The 22453-nt window shown below is 72.0% G+C and carries 14 protein-coding genes; 6 read left to right on the forward strand and 8 right to left on the reverse strand.

What is annotated here, in order from left to right; genetic code table 11:
• Positions 1-12 precede the first annotated feature (12 nt).
• Entirely contained in the window at positions 13-2097 is a 2085-nt protein-coding gene (gene pta, locus EES41_RS25195) for a phosphate acetyltransferase (protein ID WP_123080423.1), read from the reverse strand.
• Between the two features lie 267 nt (positions 2098-2364).
• Here pta and EES41_RS25200 point away from each other — a divergent pair, with 267 nt between their 5' ends.
• A complete protein-coding gene (locus EES41_RS25200) occupies positions 2365-3390 on the forward strand; it encodes an ATP-dependent 6-phosphofructokinase (RefSeq protein ID WP_123080424.1) in 1026 nt (341 codons plus the stop codon).
• 68 nt (positions 3391-3458) lie between these two features.
• Here the strand turns inward: EES41_RS25200 and EES41_RS25205 are convergent, their stop codons facing one another.
• Positions 3459-4142 carry a helix-turn-helix domain-containing protein gene (locus tag EES41_RS25205; RefSeq protein WP_100582814.1) on the reverse strand — a complete coding sequence of 228 codons (684 nt, stop codon included), beginning with the start codon at positions 4140-4142 and terminating at the stop codon, positions 3459-3461.
• Positions 4143-4469: 327 nt separating this feature from the next.
• On the opposite strand from EES41_RS25205, the gene EES41_RS25210 reads away from it, so the two are divergent.
• Entirely contained in the window at positions 4470-4874 is a 405-nt protein-coding gene (locus EES41_RS25210) for a MerR family transcriptional regulator (RefSeq protein ID WP_123080425.1), read from the forward strand.
• Positions 4875-4890: 16 nt separating this feature from the next.
• Positions 4891-5262 carry a co-chaperone YbbN gene (locus EES41_RS25215; protein ID WP_123080426.1) on the forward strand — a complete coding sequence of 124 codons (372 nt, stop codon included), beginning with the start codon at positions 4891-4893 and terminating at the stop codon, positions 5260-5262.
• On the opposite strand, the gene glgB is transcribed toward EES41_RS25215, so the two are convergent.
• The 4 genes from glgB to EES41_RS25235 form a co-directional block, all read right to left on the reverse strand.
• The gene (glgB, locus tag EES41_RS25220; protein ID WP_123080427.1) at positions 5252-7585 is read right to left on the reverse strand and encodes a 1,4-alpha-glucan branching enzyme; all 2334 of its coding nucleotides are present in this window, start codon (positions 7583-7585) and stop codon (positions 5252-5254) included. The two genes, EES41_RS25215 and glgB, sit on opposite strands and share 11 nt — an antisense overlap.
• Positions 7582-9078, reverse strand: coding sequence for a phosphotransferase (locus EES41_RS25225; protein ID WP_164495943.1), 1497 nt, complete (start codon positions 9076-9078; stop codon positions 7582-7584). The genes glgB and EES41_RS25225 overlap by 4 nt, the downstream gene beginning before the upstream one ends.
• 217 nt (positions 9079-9295) lie before the next feature.
• Positions 9296-10990 carry a maltose alpha-D-glucosyltransferase gene (treS, locus tag EES41_RS25230; protein WP_123080428.1) on the reverse strand — a complete coding sequence of 565 codons (1695 nt, stop codon included), beginning with the start codon at positions 10988-10990 and terminating at the stop codon, positions 9296-9298.
• Positions 10987-12981 carry an alpha-1,4-glucan--maltose-1-phosphate maltosyltransferase gene (locus EES41_RS25235; protein ID WP_174261734.1) on the reverse strand — a complete coding sequence of 665 codons (1995 nt, stop codon included), beginning with the start codon at positions 12979-12981 and terminating at the stop codon, positions 10987-10989. Before EES41_RS25235 ends, treS begins: the two co-directional genes overlap by 4 nt.
• Positions 12982-13617: 636 nt before the next feature.
• Here EES41_RS25235 and glgP point away from each other — a divergent pair.
• On the forward strand, positions 13618-16263 hold the full coding sequence (gene glgP / locus EES41_RS25240; protein WP_123080429.1) for an alpha-glucan family phosphorylase: 2646 nt from the start codon (positions 13618-13620) through the stop codon (positions 16261-16263).
• Positions 16264-16322: 59 nt separating this feature from the next.
• Here the strand turns inward: glgP and EES41_RS25245 are convergent, their stop codons facing one another.
• Complete coding sequence (locus tag EES41_RS25245; RefSeq protein WP_123082687.1) at positions 16323-17333, reverse strand: Lrp/AsnC family transcriptional regulator; 1011 nt, start codon at positions 17331-17333, stop codon at positions 16323-16325.
• 130 nt (positions 17334-17463) lie between these two features.
• Between EES41_RS25245 and EES41_RS25250 the strand changes: the two genes are divergently transcribed.
• Both EES41_RS25250 and EES41_RS25255 read left to right on the forward strand, forming a co-directional pair.
• Positions 17464-19011, forward strand: coding sequence for a DHA2 family efflux MFS transporter permease subunit (locus EES41_RS25250; RefSeq protein WP_123080430.1), 1548 nt, complete (start codon positions 17464-17466; stop codon positions 19009-19011).
• Positions 19012-19177: 166 nt separating this feature from the next.
• Positions 19178-19672, forward strand: a complete 495-nt coding sequence (locus EES41_RS25255; RefSeq protein ID WP_123080431.1) for a hypothetical protein — start codon at positions 19178-19180, stop codon at positions 19670-19672.
• Positions 19673-19788: 116 nt separating this feature from the next.
• On the opposite strand, the gene EES41_RS25260 is transcribed toward EES41_RS25255, so the two are convergent.
• Entirely contained in the window at positions 19789-22062 is a 2274-nt protein-coding gene (locus EES41_RS25260) for a M4 family metallopeptidase (RefSeq protein ID WP_123080432.1), read from the reverse strand.
• Between the last annotated feature and the right edge of the window lie 391 nt (positions 22063-22453).

The raw sequence follows: 22453 nt of genomic DNA on the forward strand, positions 1-22453 counted from the left end.
GGGGCCGGTCGGTCAGGCGGTGGGGGCCGGCGCGCCCTGCGCCTGGATCGCGGTGATCGCCACGGTCGTGACGATGTCCTGGACGAGCGCGCCGCGCGAGAGGTCGTTGACCGGCTTGCGCAGGCCCTGGAGCACCGGGCCGACCGCGACGGCGCCCGCCGAACGCTGCACGGCCTTGTACGTGTTGTTGCCCGTGTTGAGGTCCGGGAAGATCAGCACGGTCGCCCGGCCGGCCACCTCGGAACCGGGCAGCTTGGTCGCCGCCACCGAGGGCTCCACGGCCGCGTCGTACTGGATCGGCCCCTCGATCAGCAGATCGGGGTGCCGGGCGCGGACGATCTCCGTGGCCTTGCGGACCTTGTCCACATCGGCCCCGCTGCCCGAGGTGCCGGTCGAGTACGAGAGCATCGCGATCCGCGGCTCGACCCCGAAGGCCGCCGCGGTGGCCGCCGACTGGACGGCGATGTCCGCGAGCTGCTCGGCGTCCGGGTCCGGGTTGACCGCGCAGTCCCCGTAGACCAGGACCTTGTCGGCCAGGCACATGAAGAAGACCGAGGAGACGATCGAGGCCTCGGGCTTGGTCTTGATGATCTCGAAGGCCGGGCGGATGGTGGCGGCGGTGGAGTGCACCGAGCCGGAGACCATGCCGTCGGCCAGCCCCTCCTGCACCATCAGGGTGCCGAAGTAGTTGGCGTCGGTGACCACGTCGCCCGCCAGCTCGACGGTCATGCCCTTGTGGGCGCGGGCCTGCGCGTAGTACTCGGCGAACCGTTCCCGCAGCGGCGAGGCCGCCGGGTCGATCAGCTGGGCCCCCGAGATGTCGATGCCGAGGTCGGCGGCCTTCTTCAGGATCGCCTGGGTCTCGCCGAGCAGGGTCAGATCGCAGACCCCCCGGCGCAGCACCACGTCCGCGGCGCGCAGCACCCGCTCCTCGGTGCCCTCGGGCAGCACGACCCGGCGGCGATCGGTGCGGGCCCGCTCCAGCAGCTCGTGCTCGAACATCATCGGAGTGACCCGCTCCGAGCGGGCCACCGACAAGAGGTCGCGCAGCTCGGCGGTGTCCACGTGCCCCTCGAACAGGCCGAGCGCCGTCTCCAGCTTGCGCGGGGTGGCGGAGTTCAGCCGGCTCTGCAGCGAGAAGAGTTCGGTGGCGGTCGGAAAGCTGTTGCCGGCCACCGAGACCACCGGGGTGCCCGGCGCCAGCTTCGAGGCAAGCGTCAGGATGTCCTCGCCCGGGCGCTCGTTCAGGGTCAGCAGCACCCCCGCGATCGGCGGGGTCCCGGAGGTGTGCGCGGCCAGCGCGCCGATGACCAGATCGGAGCGGTCGCCGGGGGTCACCACCAGGCAGCCGGGGGTCAGGGCGCCCAGGAAGTTCGGCAGCATGGCGCCGCCGAAGACGAAGTCCAGCGCGTCGCGGGCCAGCCCGGCCTCGTCGCCGAGCAGCACCTCGCCGCCGAGCGCCGCGGTGATCTCGGCGACGGTCGGCGCGGACAGCGACTTGTTCTCCGGCAGGACGTAGCAGGGCACCGGGAGGCGGGCGGCGAGCCGCTCGGCTATCGCGTCGCGGTCCTCGGCGGCCACCCGGTTGACCACCATCGCGACGACGTGGCAGCCCAGGCTCTCGTACGCCCGGTAGGCGTTGCGGGCCTCGGCGCGCACCGACTCCGCGGGCCGCTTCGTGCCGCCCACGACGGGCACGACGACGGCCCCCAGCTCGTTGGCGAGGCGGGCGTTGAGCGCCAGCTCGTCGGGGAGGTTGGTCTCGGCGTAGTCGGTGCCGAGCACCAGCATGACCTCGTAGTCGCGGGCCACCCGGTGGAAGCGGTCGACGAGCCGGGAGACCAGTTCGTCGGTACCCTTCTCGGCCTGGATCGCCGAGGCCTCCTCGTAGTCCATGCCGTACGCGGTCGCCGCGTCCTGGTCGATCCGGTAGCGCGCCTTGAGCAGGTCGAAGAGCCGGTCCGGCGCGTCGTGCAGCAGCGGGCGGTAGACACCGACCCGGCCCGTCCGGCGGGTCAGCAGCTCCATGATCCCCAGCTCGACGACCTGTCGGCCGTCACCCCGCTCGATACCGGTCACGTACACGCTGCGCGTCACGCGTGCTCTCCGTCCGTCTATGGCTCGATTTTTCCCGATGTGATGGGCCTGACCTCTTGACAATACCCCGGCGGCGGGCTAGGGCGCCCGCCAGGAAAAGGGCCTCCGCGAGAGGTCCCGGGGCCCGGCGGCGGAGTGCCGCGGAGCGCGCCCCGCCCCCGCTGCGTGGAACAATCGGACAGGCTTCATCAATACGCCCTTCATATGTACGGCTGTCCGCCCGCACGCGAACGGCCCGGTACGACCAGGAGCAGGAGACACAGCACGATGCGCATCGGAGTTCTCACCGCAGGCGGCGACTGCCCGGGACTGAACGCTGTCATCCGGTCGGTCGTACACCGTGCCCTGGTCGGGCACGGCGACGAGGTCATCGGTTTCGAAGACGGGTTCAAGGGCCTCCTGGACGGCCATGTCCGCCCCCTCGACATCAACGCCGTCAGCGGCATCCTCGCCCGCGGCGGCACGATCCTCGGCTCCGCCCGCATGGAGCGGGCCCGGCTGCACGAGGCCGCCGAGAACGCGCGGGAACTGGCCACCCGCTACGGCCTCGACGCCCTCATCCCGATCGGCGGCGAGGGCACCCTGACCGCCGCCCGGATGCTGTCGGACGCCGGGATGCCGGTCGTCGGCGTACCGAAGACCATCGACAACGACATCTCCTCCACCGACCGCACCTTCGGCTTCGACACCGCCGTCATGGTCGCCACCGAAGCCATCGACCGCCTCAAGACCACCGCCGAATCGCACCAGCGCGTGATGGTCGTCGAGGTCATGGGCCGGCACGCCGGCTGGATCGCCCTGGAGTCGGGCATGGCCGGCGGCGCCCACGGGATCTGCCTGCCGGAGCGCCCCTTCGAGGTGGACGCCCTGGTGAAGATGGTGGAAGAGCGATTCGCCCGCGGCAAGAAGTTCGCCGTCATCTGCGTCGCCGAGGGCGCGCACCCGGCGCGGGGCTCCATGCCGTACGAGAAGGGCGAGATCGACGCCTTCGGTCACGAGCGCTTCGCCGGCATCGGCAACCGCCTCGCCGTGGAGCTGGAGCGGCGCCTGGGCAAGGAGGCCCGCCCCGTCATCCTCGGCCACGTCCAGCGCGGCGGCACCCCGACCGCCTACGACCGCGTCCTCGCGACCCGCTTCGGCTGGCACGCCGTCGAGGCCGTCCACCGCGGCGACTACGGCAACATGACCGCGCTGCGCGGCACCGACATCGTGATGGCCCCGCTGGCCCACGCGATCACCGAGCTGAAGACCGTCCCCGAGAACCGGATCTACGAGGCCGAGTCGGTCTTCTGACCCGCCCGGGCGCGTCCCCGCGCGGACGCCCTCCGGGGGCCGTCGCGCCGCCGTTCCCTCTCGCCGTCCTACCGGGAGCCGCCCGCGACGGCCCAGAACCGGTCCACGATTTCCGCGAGGTACTCCCGCCCCGCATCGCCGGCCCCGGCCGTGCCCCCGCCGCCGCCCCAGCTGAGGGTGGCCACCATCCGGGACTGGTACTCGCCGTAGAGCTGCTCCAGCACCCGCTCCAGATGCTCCTTCGGCACGGGCAGCAGCTTCGACAGCGGCTTCGGGTACGCCTGCCAGCGCGTGGTCACCGCACTGCGCAGGAGCTCGGCGAGCTCCTCCTTCTTGCCGCTCGCGGCCACGAACTGGGCCAGCGTCAGCCCCAGCGTCGACGTCAGCGCGGCCGACTGCCGCTCGTTGGCCTTCCAGCGGCCGGTGTCCTCCATCTTCTGGTACGAGTTCTCGTCCAGCCCGATCCGCCGCGACAGCTCCTCGGCCGTCATCCCCCGCGCGAGCCGGTGCTCCCGCAGGGTGACCGGCTCGGCGAGCAGCTCCCCGGGCGAGCACCAGAGCACCCCGGCGAGGGCCGTGAGCTCGGCGGAGGTCGGCGACATCTCGCCGCGCTCCCACGCCTCCACGGTTTCGGGCGCGACAAGCAGTCCGTACTGGGCGCGCAGGCCATAGGCGACATGACCGGGAGCCATGCCCAGGGCCGCGCGCAGACGCCGCGCGGCGGGGGCATTGAAAGGAGGGCTTGAGTGCACGCCCACACCGTAGAAGTGGCCAAGCTCCTACGACTACGGACCAAACAAACAAGCCCATAACTCGTAGGAAAGTCCTACGCGGTTTCGCTGATTTGTCGGGTTTCCCCGTGACTGTCCGGTAGCCGGATCGCGAGACATCCCCTTCCGAGGGTACGGATTGAGCCAATCCGTTTCAGGGTCTTCCCCCGATCCGCCGAGTGACCCCCGTCACACATCGTGAACCGGCCACCGGCCACCCGCGTGTCAGGGGCAGGGGCCCTCGCGTACTGGGGGTGCGGGGGCCCCGCTCTTGCCCTGACGTCCACGTCAAGCCGTACGGTCGGGGCCATGCGCATCGGCGAACTGGCGGAACTGGCCGGAACCAGCACCCGGACCCTGCGGTACTACGAGTCGCGCGGGCTGCTGCCCGCACTCCGGGACGGCCAGGGCCACCGCACCTACGACGAGGGCGACCTCCGGATGCTCCGGCAGATCCGGATGCTCCGCGACTTCGGCTTCGAGCTGGAGGAGACCCGCCCCTTCGTGGACTGCCTGCGCGCCGGACACCCGGCCGGCGACTCCTGCCCGTCCTCGCTCGCCGTCTACCGGCGCAAGCTCGCCGAGCTCGACGGGCTCATCGGCCAGCTGGCCGACGTGCGCGAGCAGGTGGCCCGGCAGCTGTCCGCCGCCGAGGCGGCCGCCCGGGAGGCCGCCGGGGAGCCGGCCGCGCCGCGCTGCGAAATGACCGGATGAACGAAAGGGGAACCACATGATCCACGCCAAGGGCGTCGCGGAAGTGACCGACGGGGACTTCGGGGCCGAAGTGCTGGGCGAACGCGGCCGGCCCGTGCTGGTGGAGTTCACCGCCGACTGGTGCGGTCCCTGCCGCCAGCTCGCGCCCGTGCTCTCCGCGATCGCCGCCGAGGAAGCCGACCGCCTGAAGGTCGTCCAGATCGACGCGGACCGCAACCCCGCCACCGTGGCGCGGTACGGGGTGCTGTCCATGCCGACCCTGCTCGTCTTCCGCGACGGCGAACCCGTACGGCAGCTGGTCGGGGCGCGCGCCAAGCGCAGGCTCCTCCAGGAGCTGGAAGAGCACCTCGCCCCGGCCCCGACCGCCGCCGGCGCCGCTACGGCCTGAACCAGACCGTCGCCATCGGCGGGAGCGTCATCCGCAGGCTCGCCGCACGCCCCTGGGCCGGTACCGGCTCGGGGCGCAGCGGTTCGGCGTGGCGCACCCCGCTGCCCCCGTACCGCTCGTCGTCCGTGTTGATGACCTCCCGCCACCGCGGCACCTGCTCGGGCACCCCGATCCGGTACCCGTGCCGCACCACCGGCGAGAAGTTCGACACCGCCAGCAGCGGCGAGCCGTCCTGCGCGTACCGCAGGAACGCGAACACGTTGTCCTCCGCCGCGTCCGCCTCCACCCACGCGAAGCCCTCCGGCACGCTGTCCCGCTCCCACAGCGCGGGCGTCGCCGTGTACGTCCGGTTCAGGTCGCCCACCAGCTCCCGCACCCCCCGGTGGTCACCGGCCGCCGAGTACGAGGAGTCCAGCAGCCACCAGTCCGGCCCGTGCGCCTCCGACCACTCCGAACCCTGTGCGAACTCCTGCCCCATGAACAGCAGTTGCTTGCCCGGGTGGGCCCACATGAAGCCCAGGTACGCGCGGTGTATGGCCCGCTGCTGCCACCAGTCCCCGGGCAGCTTCGACACCAGCGAGCCCTTGCCGTGGACGACCTCGTCGTGCGAGATCGGCAGGACGTAGTTCTCGCTGAACGCGTAGACCATCGCGAAGGTCATGTCGTTGTGGTGGTACTTGCGGTGCACCGGGTCCTTGGACGCGTAGCGCAGCGTGTCGTGCATCCAGCCCATGTTCCACTTCAGCCCGAAGCCCAGACCGCCCGCGTCCGTCGGCCGCGTCACCCCGTCCCAGGCCGTGGACTCCTCCGCGACCGTCACCACGCCCGGGCAGCGCCGGTACACCGTCGCGTTCATCTCCTGGAGCAGCGCCACCGCGTCCAGGTTCTCCCGGCCGCCGTGCTCGTTCGGCGACCACTCGCCCTCGGAGCGCGAGTAGTCCAGGTAGAGCATCGAGGCCACCGCGTCCACCCGCAGCCCGTCGACGTGGAACTCCTCGCACCAGTACACCGCGTTGGCCACCAGGAAGTTGCGGACCTCCTTGCGGCCGTAGTCGAACTCCAGCGTCCCCCAGTCCGGGTGCGAGGCCCGGCGCGGGTCCTGGTGCTCGTACAGCGGCCGGCCGTCGAACTCCGCGAGCGCCCACTCGTCCCGCGGGAAGTGCGCCGGCACCCAGTCGACGATCACCCCGATCCCGGCCTGGTGCAGCGCGTCCACCAGGAACCGGAAGTCGTCCGGGCCGCCCATCCGCGAGGTCGGCGCGTAGAACCCCGTCACCTGGTAGCCCCACGACCCGCCGAAGGGGTGCTCGGCGACCGGCATCAGCTCCACGTGCGTGAACCCGAGCTCCTTCACGTACGCCGGGAGCTGCTCCGCCAGCTGCCGGTACGAGAGCCCCGGCCGCCAGGACGCCAGGTGCAGCTCGTACACCGACATCGGCGCCTGGTGGGCCGGGAGCGCCCCGCGGGTCGCCATCCACTGGGCGTCCCCCCACACGTGCCGCGACGCCGTGACCACCGACGCGGTGGCCGGGGGGACCTCCGCCGCCCGCGCCATCGGATCGGCCCGCAGGGTGTGGCTGCCGTCCGGCCGCGTGATGTCGTACTTGTAGAGGGCGCCCTCGCCGACCCCGGGCAGGAACAGCTCCCACACCCCGCTCGCGCCGAGCGAGCGCATCGGGTAGGCGGTCGAATCCCAGTACGAGAAGTCCCCGGTGACGCGCACCCCCCGGGCGTTCGGCGCCCACACCGTGAACCGGGTGCCGGCCACGCCGTCGATCTCCATGGGCCGGGCGCCGAGCGCCGTCCACAGCTCCTCGTGCCGGCCCTCCCCGATCAGGTGCAGGTCCAGCTCGCCGAGCGCCGGCAGGAACCGGTACGGGTCGTGGATCTCGATCTCGTCGTCGCCGTACGCCACCAGCAGCCGGTACTCCGGCACCCCGGTCAGCGGCAGCAGCCCGGAGAACAGCCCGTCCCCGTCGTCGAACAGCTCCGCCCGCAGCCCCTTGGCCACGACGGTGACCGCCTTGGCGTACGGGCGCAGCACCCGGAAGGCCACGCCGCCCCGCTGGGTGCGGGCGCCCAGCACCGCGTGCGGATCGTGATGGCGGCCCTCCAGCAGCCGGGCCCGCTCCTCCCCGTCGAGCGCCGGCGCCGGGCGGACACCGCGCGGCGCGGCGGTCAGACGGGCCCGGGGCGCCCGGGCCGTGCCCGCGGACTCCTGAACCGGGGCCGTGGCCGTGGCCGGAGCGGGGGCCGGAGCCGGTACGGGAGCGGTCGCGGCTTCGGCGCGGGCGGGCGGTGACGGCTGACGTGCGGCGCTCACGGGAGCGGCCTCCTCGGGGGCTTCGGATGGGGGTGCTGATGGGGGTGGGGATGGCTGGGGTGCGGGGAGAGGGAGCCCGGCGCCGGCGGGACGGCCGGGGTCGGCGGGACCCGGTGCGTCGCGGGCCGCTGGGGTTCGGACAGCCGGCGGATCGCCGCCATCGGGACGTGCAGCCAGTCGGGACGGTGCCGCGATTCGTAACGGGCCTCGTACACCGCCTTGTCGGTCTCGTACGCGCGCAGCAGGACGGGGTCCTCGCGCGGATCCCGCCCGGTCGTGCGGGCGTAGCCCTCGCAGAACGCGGCCCGGCAGTCGTCCGCCCAGGCGGGGGCGAAGGGCCGGTGCGAGCGCGCGGCGTAGTCGAACGAGCGCAGTATCCCGGCGATGTCCCGCACCGCCGGTTCCGGGCGGCGCCGGTCCGCCAGCGGCCGGGCCGGCTCGCCCTCGAAGTCGATCAGCGCCCAGCTGCCGTCGGCGGTGCGCAGCGTCTGGCCCAGGTGCAGGTCACCGTGGATCCGCTGGGCCGCCACCCCGGCCCCGCGGGAGGCGGCCAGCGCGTCGAACGCCCCGCGCAGCCCCGCCTCGTAGGGCCGCAGCCCCGGTACCTCGCGGGCCGTGGCCGCCAGGCGCGCCGTCATCCCGGCGGCCAGCCGGGCCGTCTGCTCGGGGTCGAGCGCCAGCGTGGGCAGGGCCCCGGCCAGCGCGCTGTGCACCTCGGCGGTGGCCCGGCCCAGCGCGTGCGCCTCGGCGGTGAAGTCGGCCCCGGCGCCGAGCCGGCGCAGCGCCAGCTGCCAGCCGTCGTCGGAGCCCCGCAGGTACGGCTGGAGCACCCCGAGCGTCAGCGGCTCGGCGCCGGGCAGCGCGGCCTCGTACCAGGCGACCGGCGCGGGCACCCGGGTGCAGCCGGCGTCGGCCAGGGCTCTGGGCAGCTCCAGGTCCGGGTTGACCCCGGGGCCGACCCGGCGGAACACCTTCAGGATGTACGAATCCCCGTAGATCAGCGAGGAGTTGGTCTGTTCCCCGGACAACGGCCGGGGCGTGGGCGAAGCCGGGATCAGCGCCGCCGGATCCCGGTCGAAGCGGAGCGGGCCGAGGGAACCGGGGGAGCGCAACCGTTCCAGCAGCAGCGCCGCGAGCCGCGGATCGCCGAGGCCCTCGTACACGGCCTGCCCGGCGTACGGGCCCTGTTCGGCGTACCCGATCAGCGCGGGCGCGAGCGCCGGAGGCAGGCTCGGGCGTACCCCCAGCAGCAGCTGGTAGCAGTCCGAACTGCCGTCGGCGTCGACCCCGACGAGCAGGTGCAGCAGCCCCGGCGAGGCCTCGGGCGGCAGTAGTTCCACCGCCGAGACCAGCCGGATCCGGGTGATCGCGCGCCCCTTGCCGGCGAACCAGCGCTGCCTCGGCAGCCAGGCACGCAGCATGGGCTCCAGCGGTCCGAGCGGGACCGCGCCCAGGCTGACCTGGCGGCTCCGGGCGGATGCAGCCTCCGACATGGCGTCGAGTCCTTTCCCCGGGCCGTCACAGAATGCGCAGAGTGTCCCGGATGGCGAGGGTTGCTGTCCGGTGATGGGAGAGTGTCGGGTCAGGATGATCCGTACAGGGGCGGGCGATTGACCCATTCGAGCGCCCGCCCCGTACTGCCGTACTGCGGTCGAAAAGTGGTGCAGCCGTACGGAGGTGCCCTGTTGCTCGCTGTTGCCGCTGCCTCTGTTACTCGCCGCGCAGGCGGAACCAGTAGAAGCCGTGACCCGCGAGCGTGAGCAGGTACGGCCACTCGCCGATCGGCGGGAAGCGCACGTCGCCCGTGAGCTCCACCGGGACCCGTCCGTTGAACGACCGCAGATCCAGCTCGGTGGGCTGCGCGAAACGCGAGAAGTTGTGCACGCACAGCACCAGGTCGTCCCCGTACTCACGCAGGAACGCGAGCACCGCCGGGTTCGACGACGGCAGTTCGGTGTACGAGCCCAGTCCGAAGGCGGGGTTCGCCTTGCGGACCTCGATCAGCCGGCGCGTCCAGTGCAGCAGTGACGAGGGCGACGCCATGGCCGCCTCGACGTTGGTGACCTGGTACCCGTAGACCGGGTCCATGATGACCGGCAGGTTGAGCCTGCCCGGATCGCAGGAGGAGAAACCGGCGTTGCGGTCCGGGGTCCACTGCATGGGCGTGCGCACGCCGTCGCGGTCGCCGAGCCAGATGTTGTCGCCCATGCCGATCTCGTCGCCGTAGTAGAGCACCGGCGAGCCCGGCAGCGACAACAGCAGGGCGGTGAACAGCTCCATCTGGTTGCGGTCGTTGTCCAGCAGCGGGGCGAGCCGGCGCCGGATGCCGATGTTGGCCCGCATCCGCGGGTCCTTGGCGTACTCGGCGTACATGTAGTCGCGCTCTTCGTCCGTGACCATTTCGAGGGTCAGCTCGTCGTGGTTGCGCAGGAAGATGCCCCACTGGCAGCGGTCCGGGATCGCCGGAGTCTTGGCCAGGATCTCCGAGACGGGGTAGCGGGACTCACGGCGCACGGCCATGAAGATGCGCGGCATGACGGGGAAGTGGAAGGCCATGTGGCATTCGTCCCCGCCCTTCGAGAAGTCGCCGAAGTAGTCGACGACGTCCTCGGGCCACTGGTTGGCCTCGGCGAGCAGCACGGTGTCCGGGTAGTGCGCGTCGATCTCGGCCCGCACCCGCTTGAGGAGGGAGTGCGTGCGCGGCAGGTTCTCGCAGTTGGTGCCCTCCTCGGCGTACAGGTAGGGCACGGCGTCGAGGCGGAAGCCGTCGATGCCGAGGTCGAGCCAGAAGCGCAGCGCGGAGATGATCTCCTCCTGCACGGCCGGGTTCTCGAAGTTCAGGTCCGGCTGGTGCGAGAAGAAGCGGTGCCAGTAGTACTGCTTGCGCAGGGGGTCGTACGTCCAGTTGGAGGTCTCGGTGTCGACGAAGATGATGCGGGCGTCCTGGTACTGCTTGTCGTTGTCGGCCCACATGTAGTAGTCGCCGTACGGGCCGTCCGGGTCCTTGCGCGACTGCTGGAACCACTCGTGCTGGTCGCTCGTGTGGTTCATGACGAAGTCGATGATGACCCGCATGCCGCGGTGGTGGGCGGCGTCGACGAACTCCACGAAGTCGGCGAGGTCGCCGAATTCCGGGAGCACCGAGGTGTAGTCGGAGACGTCGTAGCCCCCGTCGCGCAGGGGTGAGGCGAAGAACGGCGGTAGCCAGAGGCAGTCGACGCCGAGCCACTGGAGGTAGTCCAGCTTGGCGGTGAGCCCCTTGAGGTCACCGACGCCGTCGCCGTTGCTGTCGTGGAAGGACCGGACGAGGACCTCGTAGAAGACCGCCCGCTTGAACCAGTCGGGATCGCGGTCCTTCGCGGGGGTGTCCTCGAACGTGTCGTGAACGGGATCGTTGATCATCATGTGGTGGGTGACCCTCCGGTGGGCGGGGACGGTCGCAGGGCCGCCAGTACGTGCGCGGGCGTGCGGCCCGGCTCTAGGCGCACGTAGTTGGCCCTGCCCCAGTGGTAGGTCTCGCCGGTGAGCTCGTCGCGCACCGCGAGGGACCCGTGCCAGTCGAGGCCGAGTACCGGCATGTCCAACGAGACCGTCGCCTCCTGGGTGTGGTGCGGATCGAGGTTGACGACCACCAGTACGGAATTGGCTCCCGCGTGCTTCGAATAGGCGATCACCTGGTCGTTGTCGGTCGAGTGGAAGTGGATGTCGCGCAGCTGCTGGAGCGCCGGGTTGCGGCGGCGCAGCCGGTTCAGGGTGGTGATGAGCGGGGCGATGGTGCGGCCCTCGCGCTCGGCGGCGGCCCAGTCGCGTGGCCGGAACTCGTACTTCTCGGAGTTCAGGTACTCCTCGCTGCCCTCCTTGACCGGCTCGTTCTCGCAGAGCTCGTAGCCGGAGTAGACGCCCCAGGTGGGGGACAGGGTGGCGGCGAGCACGGCCCGCACCTCGAAGGCCGGGCGGCCGCCGTGCTGGAGGTACTCGTGCAGGATGTCGGGCGTGTTGACGAAGAAATTCGGCCGCATCACGGAGGCCGACCGGGTGCCGGCGAGCTCGGTCACGTACTCGGTCAGCTCGGCCTTGGTGTTGCGCCAGGTGAAGTACGTGTACGACTGCTGGAAGCCGACGGCGGCGAGCGCGCGCATCATGGCGGGGCGGGTGAAGGCCTCGGCCAGGAAGATCACGTCGGGGTCGGACTTGTTGATGTCCGCGATCACCTTCTGCCAGAACACGACCGGCTTGGTGTGCGGATTGTCGACCCGGAAGATGCGCACGCCGTGGTCCATCCAGTGGCGCAGGATCCGCGCGGTCTCCTCGACGATGCCGGCCATGTCGGTGTCGAAGTGCACCGGGAAGATGTCCTGGTACTTCTTCGGCGGGTTCTCGGCGTACGCGATCGTCCCGTCGGCGCGGTGGCGGAACCACTCCGGGTGCTTCTCCACCCAGGGGTGGTCCGGGGAGCACTGGAGGGCGAAGTCGAGGGCGATCTCCAGCCCGAGCTCGCGGGCCCGGGCGACGAACGCGTCGAAGTCCTCGATGGTGCCGAGCTCCGGGTGGACGGCGTCGTGCCCGCCCTCGGTGGAGCCGATGGCCCACGGTACGCCCGGGTCCCAACTCCCTGCGGAGAGAGTGTTGTTGGGGCCCTTGCGGTAGGTGCTGCCGATGGGGTGCACGGGCGGCAGGTACACCACGTCGAACCCCATCGCGGCGATGGCCGGCAGCCGCTCGGCGGCGGTCCGCAGGGTTCCGCTCACCGGTTCGCGGCCCGGCTCGACGACGGCCCCCTCGGAGCGGGGGAACATCTCGTACCAGGAACCGAAGAGGGCCCGCTTGCGCTCGACGAGCAGCGGCAGCGCCTTGGAGGCGGTGACCAGCTCCCGGTACGGCTTGCGGGCGAGCGCCGCGTCGACCGGGGCCGCGAGGGCGGCCTCGTACCGTACGCGCACCTCCCGGTCCTCGTCGCGCAGGGCTTCGGCGGCGGCCAGCACGTGCTGGCGCCCGTCCTTCCTGGAGATCTTCGCGGCGGCCCGGGCGTAGAGCTCGGCGCCCTCCATGAGGGTGAGGCCGGTGTCGATCCCGGCCGGGATCTTGATCGCCGCGTGGGCCCGCCAGGTGGCCACGGGGTCGCTCCACGCCTCGACCGTGTAAGTCCACCTCCCCTCGACCTCGGCGGACACCCGGGCCCCCCACCGGTCGGTGCCGGGGGCCAGTTCGTACATCGGCACGGGGGGCCGGAGCCGCCCGCTGGGGTCTCGGAGCACGACATGCGCGGCTACGGCGTCGTGTCCCTCGCGGAACACGGTGGCGGAGATCTCGAAGACCTCGTCGACGACCGCCTTGGCGGGTCTGACGCCGCAGTCGACGGCGGGGCGGACGTCCAGCACGGGAATGCGACCGATCATGATGGGATCACCTGGGGGCAGTTCGCAGGGCTCGGTGACAACAGGCCAGCCGGAAGAGGGGCTGGTAGTGCACGCTCTGTTCGCTCTGTTTCTAGCCGCTCCGTCGACGGCTGGGCTGCGGGCATGGCCGCTCCTGTCCGCGTTCACTCGGGTGGCGGGAGAGGTTGGGTGCGGTGGTGCCGTGCGTGTACCCGGGGAGCCCTTCCCACTCTCGTGCCGCCCATGCCGGGCGCTTGGTTAACTACTCGTACGTAGTGGCACGGGCAATACCAAGGCCCCGCTCGACATCCACCGAGGCTCCGTCAAGTCGGCCGGGACTAACCGATGTGCACCGCCACACCCCCCGCCCCACCCGCCCCATCACCCCCTCGGGCCAGCCTTTTCCCGTACGTCGGACGCGGGAGTTACCGGCCCCCGCCCAGGTTGACGCCGGTGGCCGCGCGATCCGATCGACCGCTGATCTGACGGCGCGTGACACCCCTCGCGGCGGGCCCCGGCCGCGCCGGGACGGAGCCGCTGCCGGGGACGCGGGATGGCTCGGGGGCGGGGGCGGGGATAGCCTTCCGGGGGTTGATGCGCGGGTGCACAGCGTGGTGCGGCCGCTCCGATCCGTCATCCCCTGCGAAGGTGGAACACGTGAAGGCTATCCGTCGATTCACCGTGCGCCCCGTCCTCCCGGAACCTCTGACGCCGCTCGCCGACCTCGCGCGCAACCTGCGCTGGTCTTGGCACGCGGAAACCCGCGAACTCTTTCAATCCGTCGACCCCGACGGCTGGCAGGCCGCCGGCGGCGATCCCGTCCGGCTGCTCGGCGCCGTCTCCGCCGCCCGGCTGGCGGAGCTGTCCGGAGACCGGCGGTTCCTGCGCCGGCTCGCCGTCGTCACCGCAGACCTCGATGACTACGTGGGCGGCGGCAGGTGGTACCAAAGCCATGAGAGCGGCGCGGAACTCCCCGCCGCAATCGCCTACTTCTCCCCGGAATTCGGCATCACCGCCGCCCTTCCCCAGTACTCCGGCGGCCTCGGCATCCTCGCCGGGGACCACCTCAAGGCCGCCAGCGACCTCGGCGTCCCGCTCATCGGCGTCGGGCTGCTGTACCGGCACGGATACTTCCGCCAGTCGCTCTCCCGCGACGGCTGGCAGCAGGAGCACTACCCCGTCCTCGACCCGAACGAGCTCCCCGTCTCCCTCCTGCGGGACGCCGACGGGACCCCGGCCCGGGTGTCCCTGAGCCTCCCCGGCGGCCGCGCGTTGCACGCGCACATCTGGCAGGCCCGCGTCGGGCGGGTCCCGCTGCTGCTCCTCGACTCCGACGTCGAGGACAACGACGCCCCCGCCCGCGAGGTGACCGACCGGCTCTACGGCGGCGGCAGCGACCACCGCCTCCTCCAGGAGATGCTGCTCGGCATCGGCGGCGTCCGCGCGGTGCGCACGTACTGCGACCTGACCGGCCACCCCGCACCCGAGGTGTTCCACACGAACGAGGGGCACGCCGGCTTCCTCGGCCTCGAACGCATAAGGGAACTGGAAGGCGAGCGGGGCCTCGGCTTCGACGCCGCCGTCGAGGCCGTCCGCGCCGGAACCGTGTTCACCACCCACACCCCCGTCCCCGCCGGCATCGACCGCTTCGAGCGGTCCCTGGTCGCACGCCACTTCGGCGAGGGCGGCGAACTCCCCGGCGTCCCCGTCGACCGGATCCTGGAACTCGGCGCCGAGTCCTACCCCGGCGGCGACCCCGGCGTGTTCAACATGGCCGTCATGGGGCTGCGCCTCGCCCAGCGCGCCAACGGGGTGTCCACCCTGCACGGGGCCGTCAGCCGGGGCATGTTCGCCGGGCTCTGGCCGGGCTTCGACCCCGGTGACGTCCCCATCACCTCCGTCACCAACGGGGTGCACGCCCCGACCTGGGTCGCCCCCGAGGTGGTCCGGCTCGGCATCCGCCAGATCGGCCCGGGCCGCACCGAGGACGCGCTGTCCGTCGGCGGCTCCCGGCGCTGGGACGCCGTCGCCGACATCCCCGACCAGGACGTCTGGGACCTGCGCCGCGTCCTGCGCGAGCAGCTGGTGCAGGAGGTCCGCGACCGGCTGCGCGCCTCCTGGCTCCAGCGCGGGGCCGCCGAGGCCGAACTCGGCTGGGTGGACTCCGTGCTCGACCCGGACGTCCTCACCATCGGGTTCGCCCGGCGCGTGCCCTCGTACAAGCGGCTGACGCTGATGCTGCGCGATCCCGAGCGGCTGCGCAGGCTGCTGCTGGACCCGGAGCGGCCGGTGCAGATCGTGGTCGCGGGCAAGGCGCACCCGGCCGACGACGGCGGGAAGCGGCTGGTCCAGGAGCTGGTGCGGTTCGCGGACGACCCCCGGGTGCGTCACCGGATCGTGTTCCTCCCCGACTACGGCATGGCGATGGCGCAGAAGCTCTACCCGGGCTGCGACGTCTGGCTGAACAACCCGCTCCGCCCGCTGGAGGCGTGCGGCACCAGCGGGATGAAGGCCGCCCTCAACGGCTGCCTCAACCTGTCGGTGCTGGACGGCTGGTGGGACGAGTGGTTCGAGCCCGACTTCGGCTGGGCCATCCCCACCGCCGACGGCGTCGGGACCGACGAGGAACGCCGCGACGACCTGGAGGCGAACGCCCTCTACGAGCTGATCGAGGGCCGGGTCGCCCCCCGCTTCTACGACCGGGCCGGCCGCACCGGACTGCCCGTGCGGTGGATCGAGATGGTCCGGCGCACCCTCGTCTCCCTGGGGCCGAAGGTGCTCGCGGGGCGGATGGTACGGGAGTACGTGGAGCGGCTCTACGCCCCGGCCGCGCTCGCGCACCGGGCGCTCACCCCGGACGCCGCGCGGGACCTCGCCTGGTGGAAGGGCCGGGTCAGGGCGGCCTGGCCGCGCGTCGGCGTCGAACACGTGGAGGCCCTGGCCGCCGCCCCCGTGAACGGCACCGCCGAACTCGGGGCCACCCTCACGCTCCGGGTCCAGGTCTCGCTGGACGCGCTGACCCCGGAGGACGTCGAGGTACAGGCCGTCGCGGGGCGGGTGGACGCCCAGGACGTCATCCGCGACGGACGGGCCTTCCCGCTCAAACCGTCCGTCGGCCCCGACCTCGAAGGACGCTGGGTGTACGAGGGCCCGCTCGCGCTGGACCGGACGGGTCCGTTCGGCTACGCCGTACGGATCCTGCCCTCGCACCCGCTGCTCGCGACCCCGGCCGAACTGGGCCTGCTCGCGGGCCCGTCGGAAGCGGACACCGCGGGGCCCGGCCCGGGCGTCGTCCTGCGCTGACCCGGCCTAGGTCCTGTCGTCAAAGTGGCGCGGGCCAGGCGCCACCTTGACGACAGGGCCTAGGAGGAGGCGGGCGGCTGGTCGACCAGCCGCCCGTCCTCCACGAACATCCCGGCCCGCTTCACGCTGCGCAGGGTCGGGATCACCTCCACCTGGCGGACGCCCTCCACCGCGCCGACGCGCTCGGTCAGGTACGTGTACAGCGCCTCGGTGTCCCGGCACACCACCACCGCCATCACATTGGCCGCGCCCGTCACCACCGCCGCGAACGGCACCTCCGGGTGGCCGCCGAGCGCGGCGCCCACCTGCGCCAGCCGCGCCGGCTCGGCGGTCAGCAGCAGCGTCGCCTCCGTCTCGTACCCCAGCGCCGTCGGGACGAGCTCCACGTCGAAGTAGACCGCGCCCAGCTCCCGCAGCCGGTCGAGCCGCCGGCGCGCCGTGGACTCCGAGAGCCCCGAGGCCCCGGCCAGCTCCGGAAAGCCGGCCCGGCCGTCGCGGCCCAGTACGGCGAGCATGGCGAGCTCCGCGTCGTCCAGGCTGTAGCGGTCCGTCGGCGGCGGCCCCTGCGGAGCCGGCCGCTCCAGCGCCGCCGTCTGCTCCGGAGCCAGGGCCTCCAGGCCGAACCAGCGGTCCGGGCCGCCCGAGAAGGTCCGCAGGATGGTGTGCGCGCTGACCCCGGTCACCCGGCGGGTGCGCGGCAGCTTGTCCAGCAGCAGCACGTCGCGGTCCCGGCGGGTCCGCGCCTTCGTCATGCAGTGGATCTCCGTACCGCCGGAGCCCAGCTTCACCCAGGCGATGTCCGGGCGCCGGGCCAGCGCCTCCGCCACCGCCAAGGTGGCGTCCGGCATGCACTGCACCCGCAGCCAGGACTCGAAGAGGCCGACCCGGCGGCCCAGCGGCAGGCCCACCACCCGCACCAGCCCGGCGGCCCGCATCCGGCGGTAGCGCCGCACCACCGTCTGGTCGGAGACCCCCAGCACCTCGGCGAGGCGGCGCAGCGGCACCCGGCCGTCGATCATCAGCCCCTCGATCAGCTGCCGGTCGAGGCTGTCCAGCGCGACGTCTTCCATGGTCTCCTCCATCGCTTTCCATCATTCCAGGGGATTCCATGACCGAAATCCGCCGCACGCCCGTATCTGGTGGAAGGATCCCCGGCCCCGCCTGCCACCTTGGCCCCCTCGAACGAAGAAGGAGAAACCCATGCGCAAGTGGCTGCCGCTGACCGCGGTCTGCCTCGGGGCGTTCATGCTGCTGGTCGACGTCACGATCGTCACCGTCGCACTGCCCGACATGGCCGCCGACATGCACAGCGGGTTCGCCGGCCTGCAGTGGGTGATGGACGTCTACGCCCTGGCCCTCGCCGCCCTGCTGCTCGGCGCCGGCTCGCTCGCCGACCGGATCGGCCGCCGCCGCGTCTACCTGGGCGGCCTCGCCCTGTTCGCCGCCGCCTCGCTCGCCTGCGGGCTGGCCACCGGCCCCGGCGCCCTGATCGCCTTCCGCGCCCTCCAGGGCATAGGCGGCGCGGCCATGTTCGCCACCACCATGGCCCTGCTCAGCTCGGCCTACCAGGGACGCGACCGCGGCGTCGCCTTCGGCGTCTGGGGCGCGGTCAACGGCGCGGCGGCCGCCGCCGGCCCCATCCTCGGCGGCGTGCTGACCGAGCAGTTCGGCTGGCGCTGGATCTTCTTCATCAACCTGCCGGTCTCCGCGCTCGCGGTGTACGTCACCCTCCGCGCGGTCGGCGAATCCCGCGACCCGCGCGCCAAGGGCCTCGACCTGCCCGGCATGGCCACCTTCACGGCCGGCGCCGGCACGCTGACGTACGCGCTGATCCGCGGCGGCGAGGACGGCTGGACCTCCGCCGCCACCCTCGGCCTGTTCGGGCTCGCCGCCGTCGCCTTCGCCGCCTTCGTCGTGGCCGAACTGCGCGGCTCCCACCCGATGCTGGACCTCTCGCTCTTCCGCGACCCGGCCTTCACCGGGATCATGGCGGGCTCGCTGCTGCTCTCCGGCGCCGCCTTCTCGTACCTGATGTACACCTCGCTGTGGCTCCAGTCGGCCGAGGGGATGGGGCCGGTCGGAGCGGGGCTGGTGCTGGTGCCGCTCAGCCTCGCCGCGTTCGTGGTCGCCGCGGCGGCCGGCCGGCTGCTGCACGGGATGCCGGCCCGGCTGACCGTGGGCGGCGGACTGCTGCTGATCGGCGTCGGCGCGCTGCTCCAGGCGCTGCTGCTGGACGCGGGCGACGGCTGGCCGGCGCTGGTGCCGGGGCTGGTGGTGACCGGTGTCGGCGTGGGCGCGGCGACACCGGCGCTGGCCTCGGCCGCGATGGCGGCGGTGGCCCCGGCCCGGGCGGGCATGGCGGGCGGCGCCCTCAACACCTCGCGGCAGCTGGGCAACGCGCTCGGGATCGCGGTCCTGGGCGCGGTCTTCCACGCGGGGCTGCGGTCCGGCCTCGGCGGCGACGGGGCCCGCGAGAGCGCCCGGACGGCGGAGGCGCTGGCCTCGGGGCAGGCGGGCCGGCTGATCGGCGCGGCACCGGCGGGCCAGGCGCGGGAGTCGGTGGCCCACCTGGTGGACCTGGCCTTCGCGAGCGGCCTGCGGGAGACCTTCGTGGTCTCGGGGGCGATGGGCCTGCTGGGCGCGCTGCTGGTGCTGCTCCTCGTACGCACCCCCCGCCCGGCGACGGCTTCGGCGGCGGTCCCGGCCGCCCGGACGGAGGCCGCCGCCACGGATGCGAAGAGGCCGTGACGGAACCCGCCGGACCGGGCCGTACGGACGGCTCCGGCGGTTCTCACGGGTGAACCTTCGAACACGTTGAGCATGCTGAATCGTTTCGGCGGAATCGTCCGCTCCTACGCTTCCCGCGGATGCCACCGGACCGGCATCCGCGGAACCCGAGGAACGGACTCCCCACATGCGTGTTCGCACCACCGCCGCGGCGCTCATCGGCGCCCTCGCGATCGTCCTGCCCGCAGCCGGCCCGTCGCTGGCCAACGACGACGACGGCCGCGAAGGCCGCGACGGCCGCACCCTCGGCGAGCTGCACTACCGGTTCGTCGACGAGAACGGCTACGAGCGCCAGGCGCAGCTGCGCCCCGCGGACAACGACACCTGCTACCGCCTGACCCACACCTCGGAGAGCGACCCGGCCTACCAGGTCCGCAACGAGACCCGGTCCCTCGCGATCCTCTTCGACAACGCCACCTGCGGCGGCCGGGACGTGGAGACGCTCGCGCCGGGCCAGCGCTCGCGCGGGAACGTGTCGGTCGCCTCCGTCCTCTTCGTGCCGACCGAGGAGGGAGAGCACCACGGCCGCCCGGACAACCAGGGCGAGGGCGGCAACGGCAACTGGCAGCACGAGGACGAGGACGAGGGCATCTTCCGCTCGATCATGCGCTCCATGGGCTGACCCGCGGGCCGGGCGGCCCCGCGGCCAATGGAACAGGGCCGCCCGGGGAGGTTTCCTCCCGGGCGGCCCCGTGGTCTTTCGGGTTCAGCCGTGGTTCACACCCTGCCCCGAAGGGGTCAGAAGGTGAGCTTCCAGCTGTTGATGTAGCCGGTGTCCAGGCTGGCGAGGTCCGCTACGCGGAGCTTCCAGGTGCCCTGCGCCACCTCGGAGGAGGCGTTCACGGTGAAGGACTGGACGATGTTGTCCGCGCTGCCGCCGGTGCGGTTGCGCAGGTTGTAGACGGTGCCGTCGGGGGCGACGAGGTCGACCTTCAGGTCACCGACGTAGGTGTGGACGATGTTGACGTCCACCTTGAGGGTGCTCGGGGCGTTGCCCGTGCGGGTCACGGCGATCGGCGACTCCACGGTCGCGTTGTCCGCGATCTGGTAGTCGTTCGTGTTCTCGAACACGTTCTGCTGGGACGTGCCGACGGTCCAGGTGAAGGACGTCGTGCCCGTCTTGCTCGCCGAGTCGGTCACCGTCACGGTCACGTTGGACGTGCCCGCGGTGGTCGCCGTGCCCGAGATCAGACCGGTCGAGGCGTTGATCGACAGGCCGGCCGGCAGGCCGGTCGCCGCGTAGCTCAGCGCACCCGGGTTGGTGCTGGTCGCCTGGACCTGAAGGCTCACAGCGGTGTTGACCTGGGTGGTCTGGTTGGCGATCGGGGTGACCGAGACGCCGGAGGCCGGCGGCCGGGCGCCGACGTTGATGGCCGCCCAGGCGTTGGCCACGTTGTTGTACGTGACCGAGTTGGCCCCGTACAGGTCGGCGGCGGCCTGGAGGGTCGCGGTACGGGCGGCCGCGTAGTTGGTGTTCGACTTGAACAGACCCGTGGTCAGCGCGCGGAACCAGATCTTCGCGGCGGCCTCGCGGCCGATCGCGGTGACCGGGAGGTTGTCGGAGGTCGGCGAGTTGTAGCTGACGCCGTTGATGACCTTGGCGCCGGAGCCCTCGGACATCAGGTAGAAGACGTGGTTGGCCGGGCCCGAGGAGTAGTGGACGTCGATGGAGCCGATGCCCGAGTACCACGCGTCCTTGGAGCCGCCGTCCTTGCTCGGCTTGTCCATGTAGCGCAGCGGGGTGCCGTCGCCGTTGATGTCGATCTTCTCGCCGACGAGGTAGTCACCGACGTCGTTCGGGTTGTTGGCGGTGAACTCGACGTTCGCCGCCATGATGTCGGAGGTCGCCTCGTTCAGACCGCCGGGCTCACCGCTGTAGGTCATGTTGCCGGTGACCGAGGTCAGACCGTGGGTCATCTCGTGCGCGGCCACGTCGATGGAGGTCAGCGGGTGGTTGTTGCCCGTGCCGTCGCCGTAGGTCATGCAGAAGCAGCCGTCGTCCCAGAACGCGTTGACGTACGCGTTGCCGTAGTGGACCCGGCTGTACGGGGCCACGCCGTCGTTGCGCAGGCCGTTGCGGCCGTGCACGTTCTTGTAGTAGTCCCAGGTCAGCTGCGCGCCGTAGGCGGCGTCGGCGCCGGCGGTCTCGCGGTTGGAGGGGGAGCCGTTGCCCCACGTGTCGTCCGGCCCGGTGAACAGGGTTCCGGTGCCGGAGCTGCCCCCGTTCAGGTCGTACGTCTTGTGGTTGCCGCGGCCGGCGTCGGTCAGCGTGTAGTTGCTGCCCGACTGCGAGGTGCCGAGGGTGACCTGGCCGCTGTACTCGGTGTTGCCGACGCCCTTCTCGATCGCCTGCCACTCGGTGATCTTCGCGCCGGTCCGGGCGTCGGTGACCACGTGCAGCTTGCTCGGGGTGACGCCGTCGCTCTGGACACCGCCGACGACGGTCTCGTAGGCGAGGACGGGGGCGCCTTCGGCGGCCCAGATCACCTTGCGGGCGCCCTGCTCGGCCTTGGCGTCCTTGCCGCCGCTCGCCGACAGCGCGGAGAAGGCGGTGCGTTCGGCGGCCGAGGGGGTCACGGCGGCGGAGGTGTCCGCGACCTTGATCTCGTGGTTGGTGGCCTTGGTCACGCTCTTGGTCACGCCGCCCTTGGCGTGGACCGTGAGGTCACCGCCGAGCACGGGCAGACCGTCGTAGGTGCGCTCGTACGTGGTGTGCGTGGTGCCGTCCGCATCCTGGACGACATCGCGGACGATGAGCTTCTCCTTGCCACCGAGACCGAGGGCCTTCGCGGCCTGCGCGGTAGTGGCGTTGGCGCCGGCCAGGAGCGTCGCACGCTCCGAGGCGCTGAGGGCCTTGGGAGCCGCGCCCGGGTTGGCCTGGACGGCCTTGGTCGCCGAGGACGCGGTGGCGTCTGCGGAGGCGGTACCTGCCTGAATGCCTACGGCGAGCATCGCGGCGGCGGCTATGAGGGCGCCGATGGCGGTGGAACGCCTGTGGGGGGTCGGACTCAACGCAGACTCCTTCTGCAAGGGGGTTCCGGACGGCTGGGTGGGCCGCCGGGCAGAGCAGGCTGGTGCGATGAACGGATCGAAGAGTGACAGCTGGCGGCTGCAATGTCAGGGCCGCGTCAAAAGGTTGGCTGGAAACGGTCCGTTGTCCGAGGAGACGTATCCGGTATCCGAACCATTCACCTTTGTGTGGGCGGGCGGGGTCCGCACCCTGGAATGACTGATACCGGTTGTTAACACTTGAGCAACGAGAGATTTCGTTAACCCGAACGGCACTTACCGTACGGGTGTTTGTCGTACTGTTTCCCGGTGCGACAGTCGCCCGCCGTTTGGGGAAGCCGCGGGCAGGCGCCACCGTCATAGACCGCGTGCCAGGGGGGCCCTGTGAGGCATG

The organism is Streptomyces sp. ADI95-16 (assembly GCF_003721495.1).
GTDB classification, from domain to species: Bacteria; Actinomycetota; Actinomycetes; order Streptomycetales; family Streptomycetaceae; genus Streptomyces; species Streptomyces goshikiensis.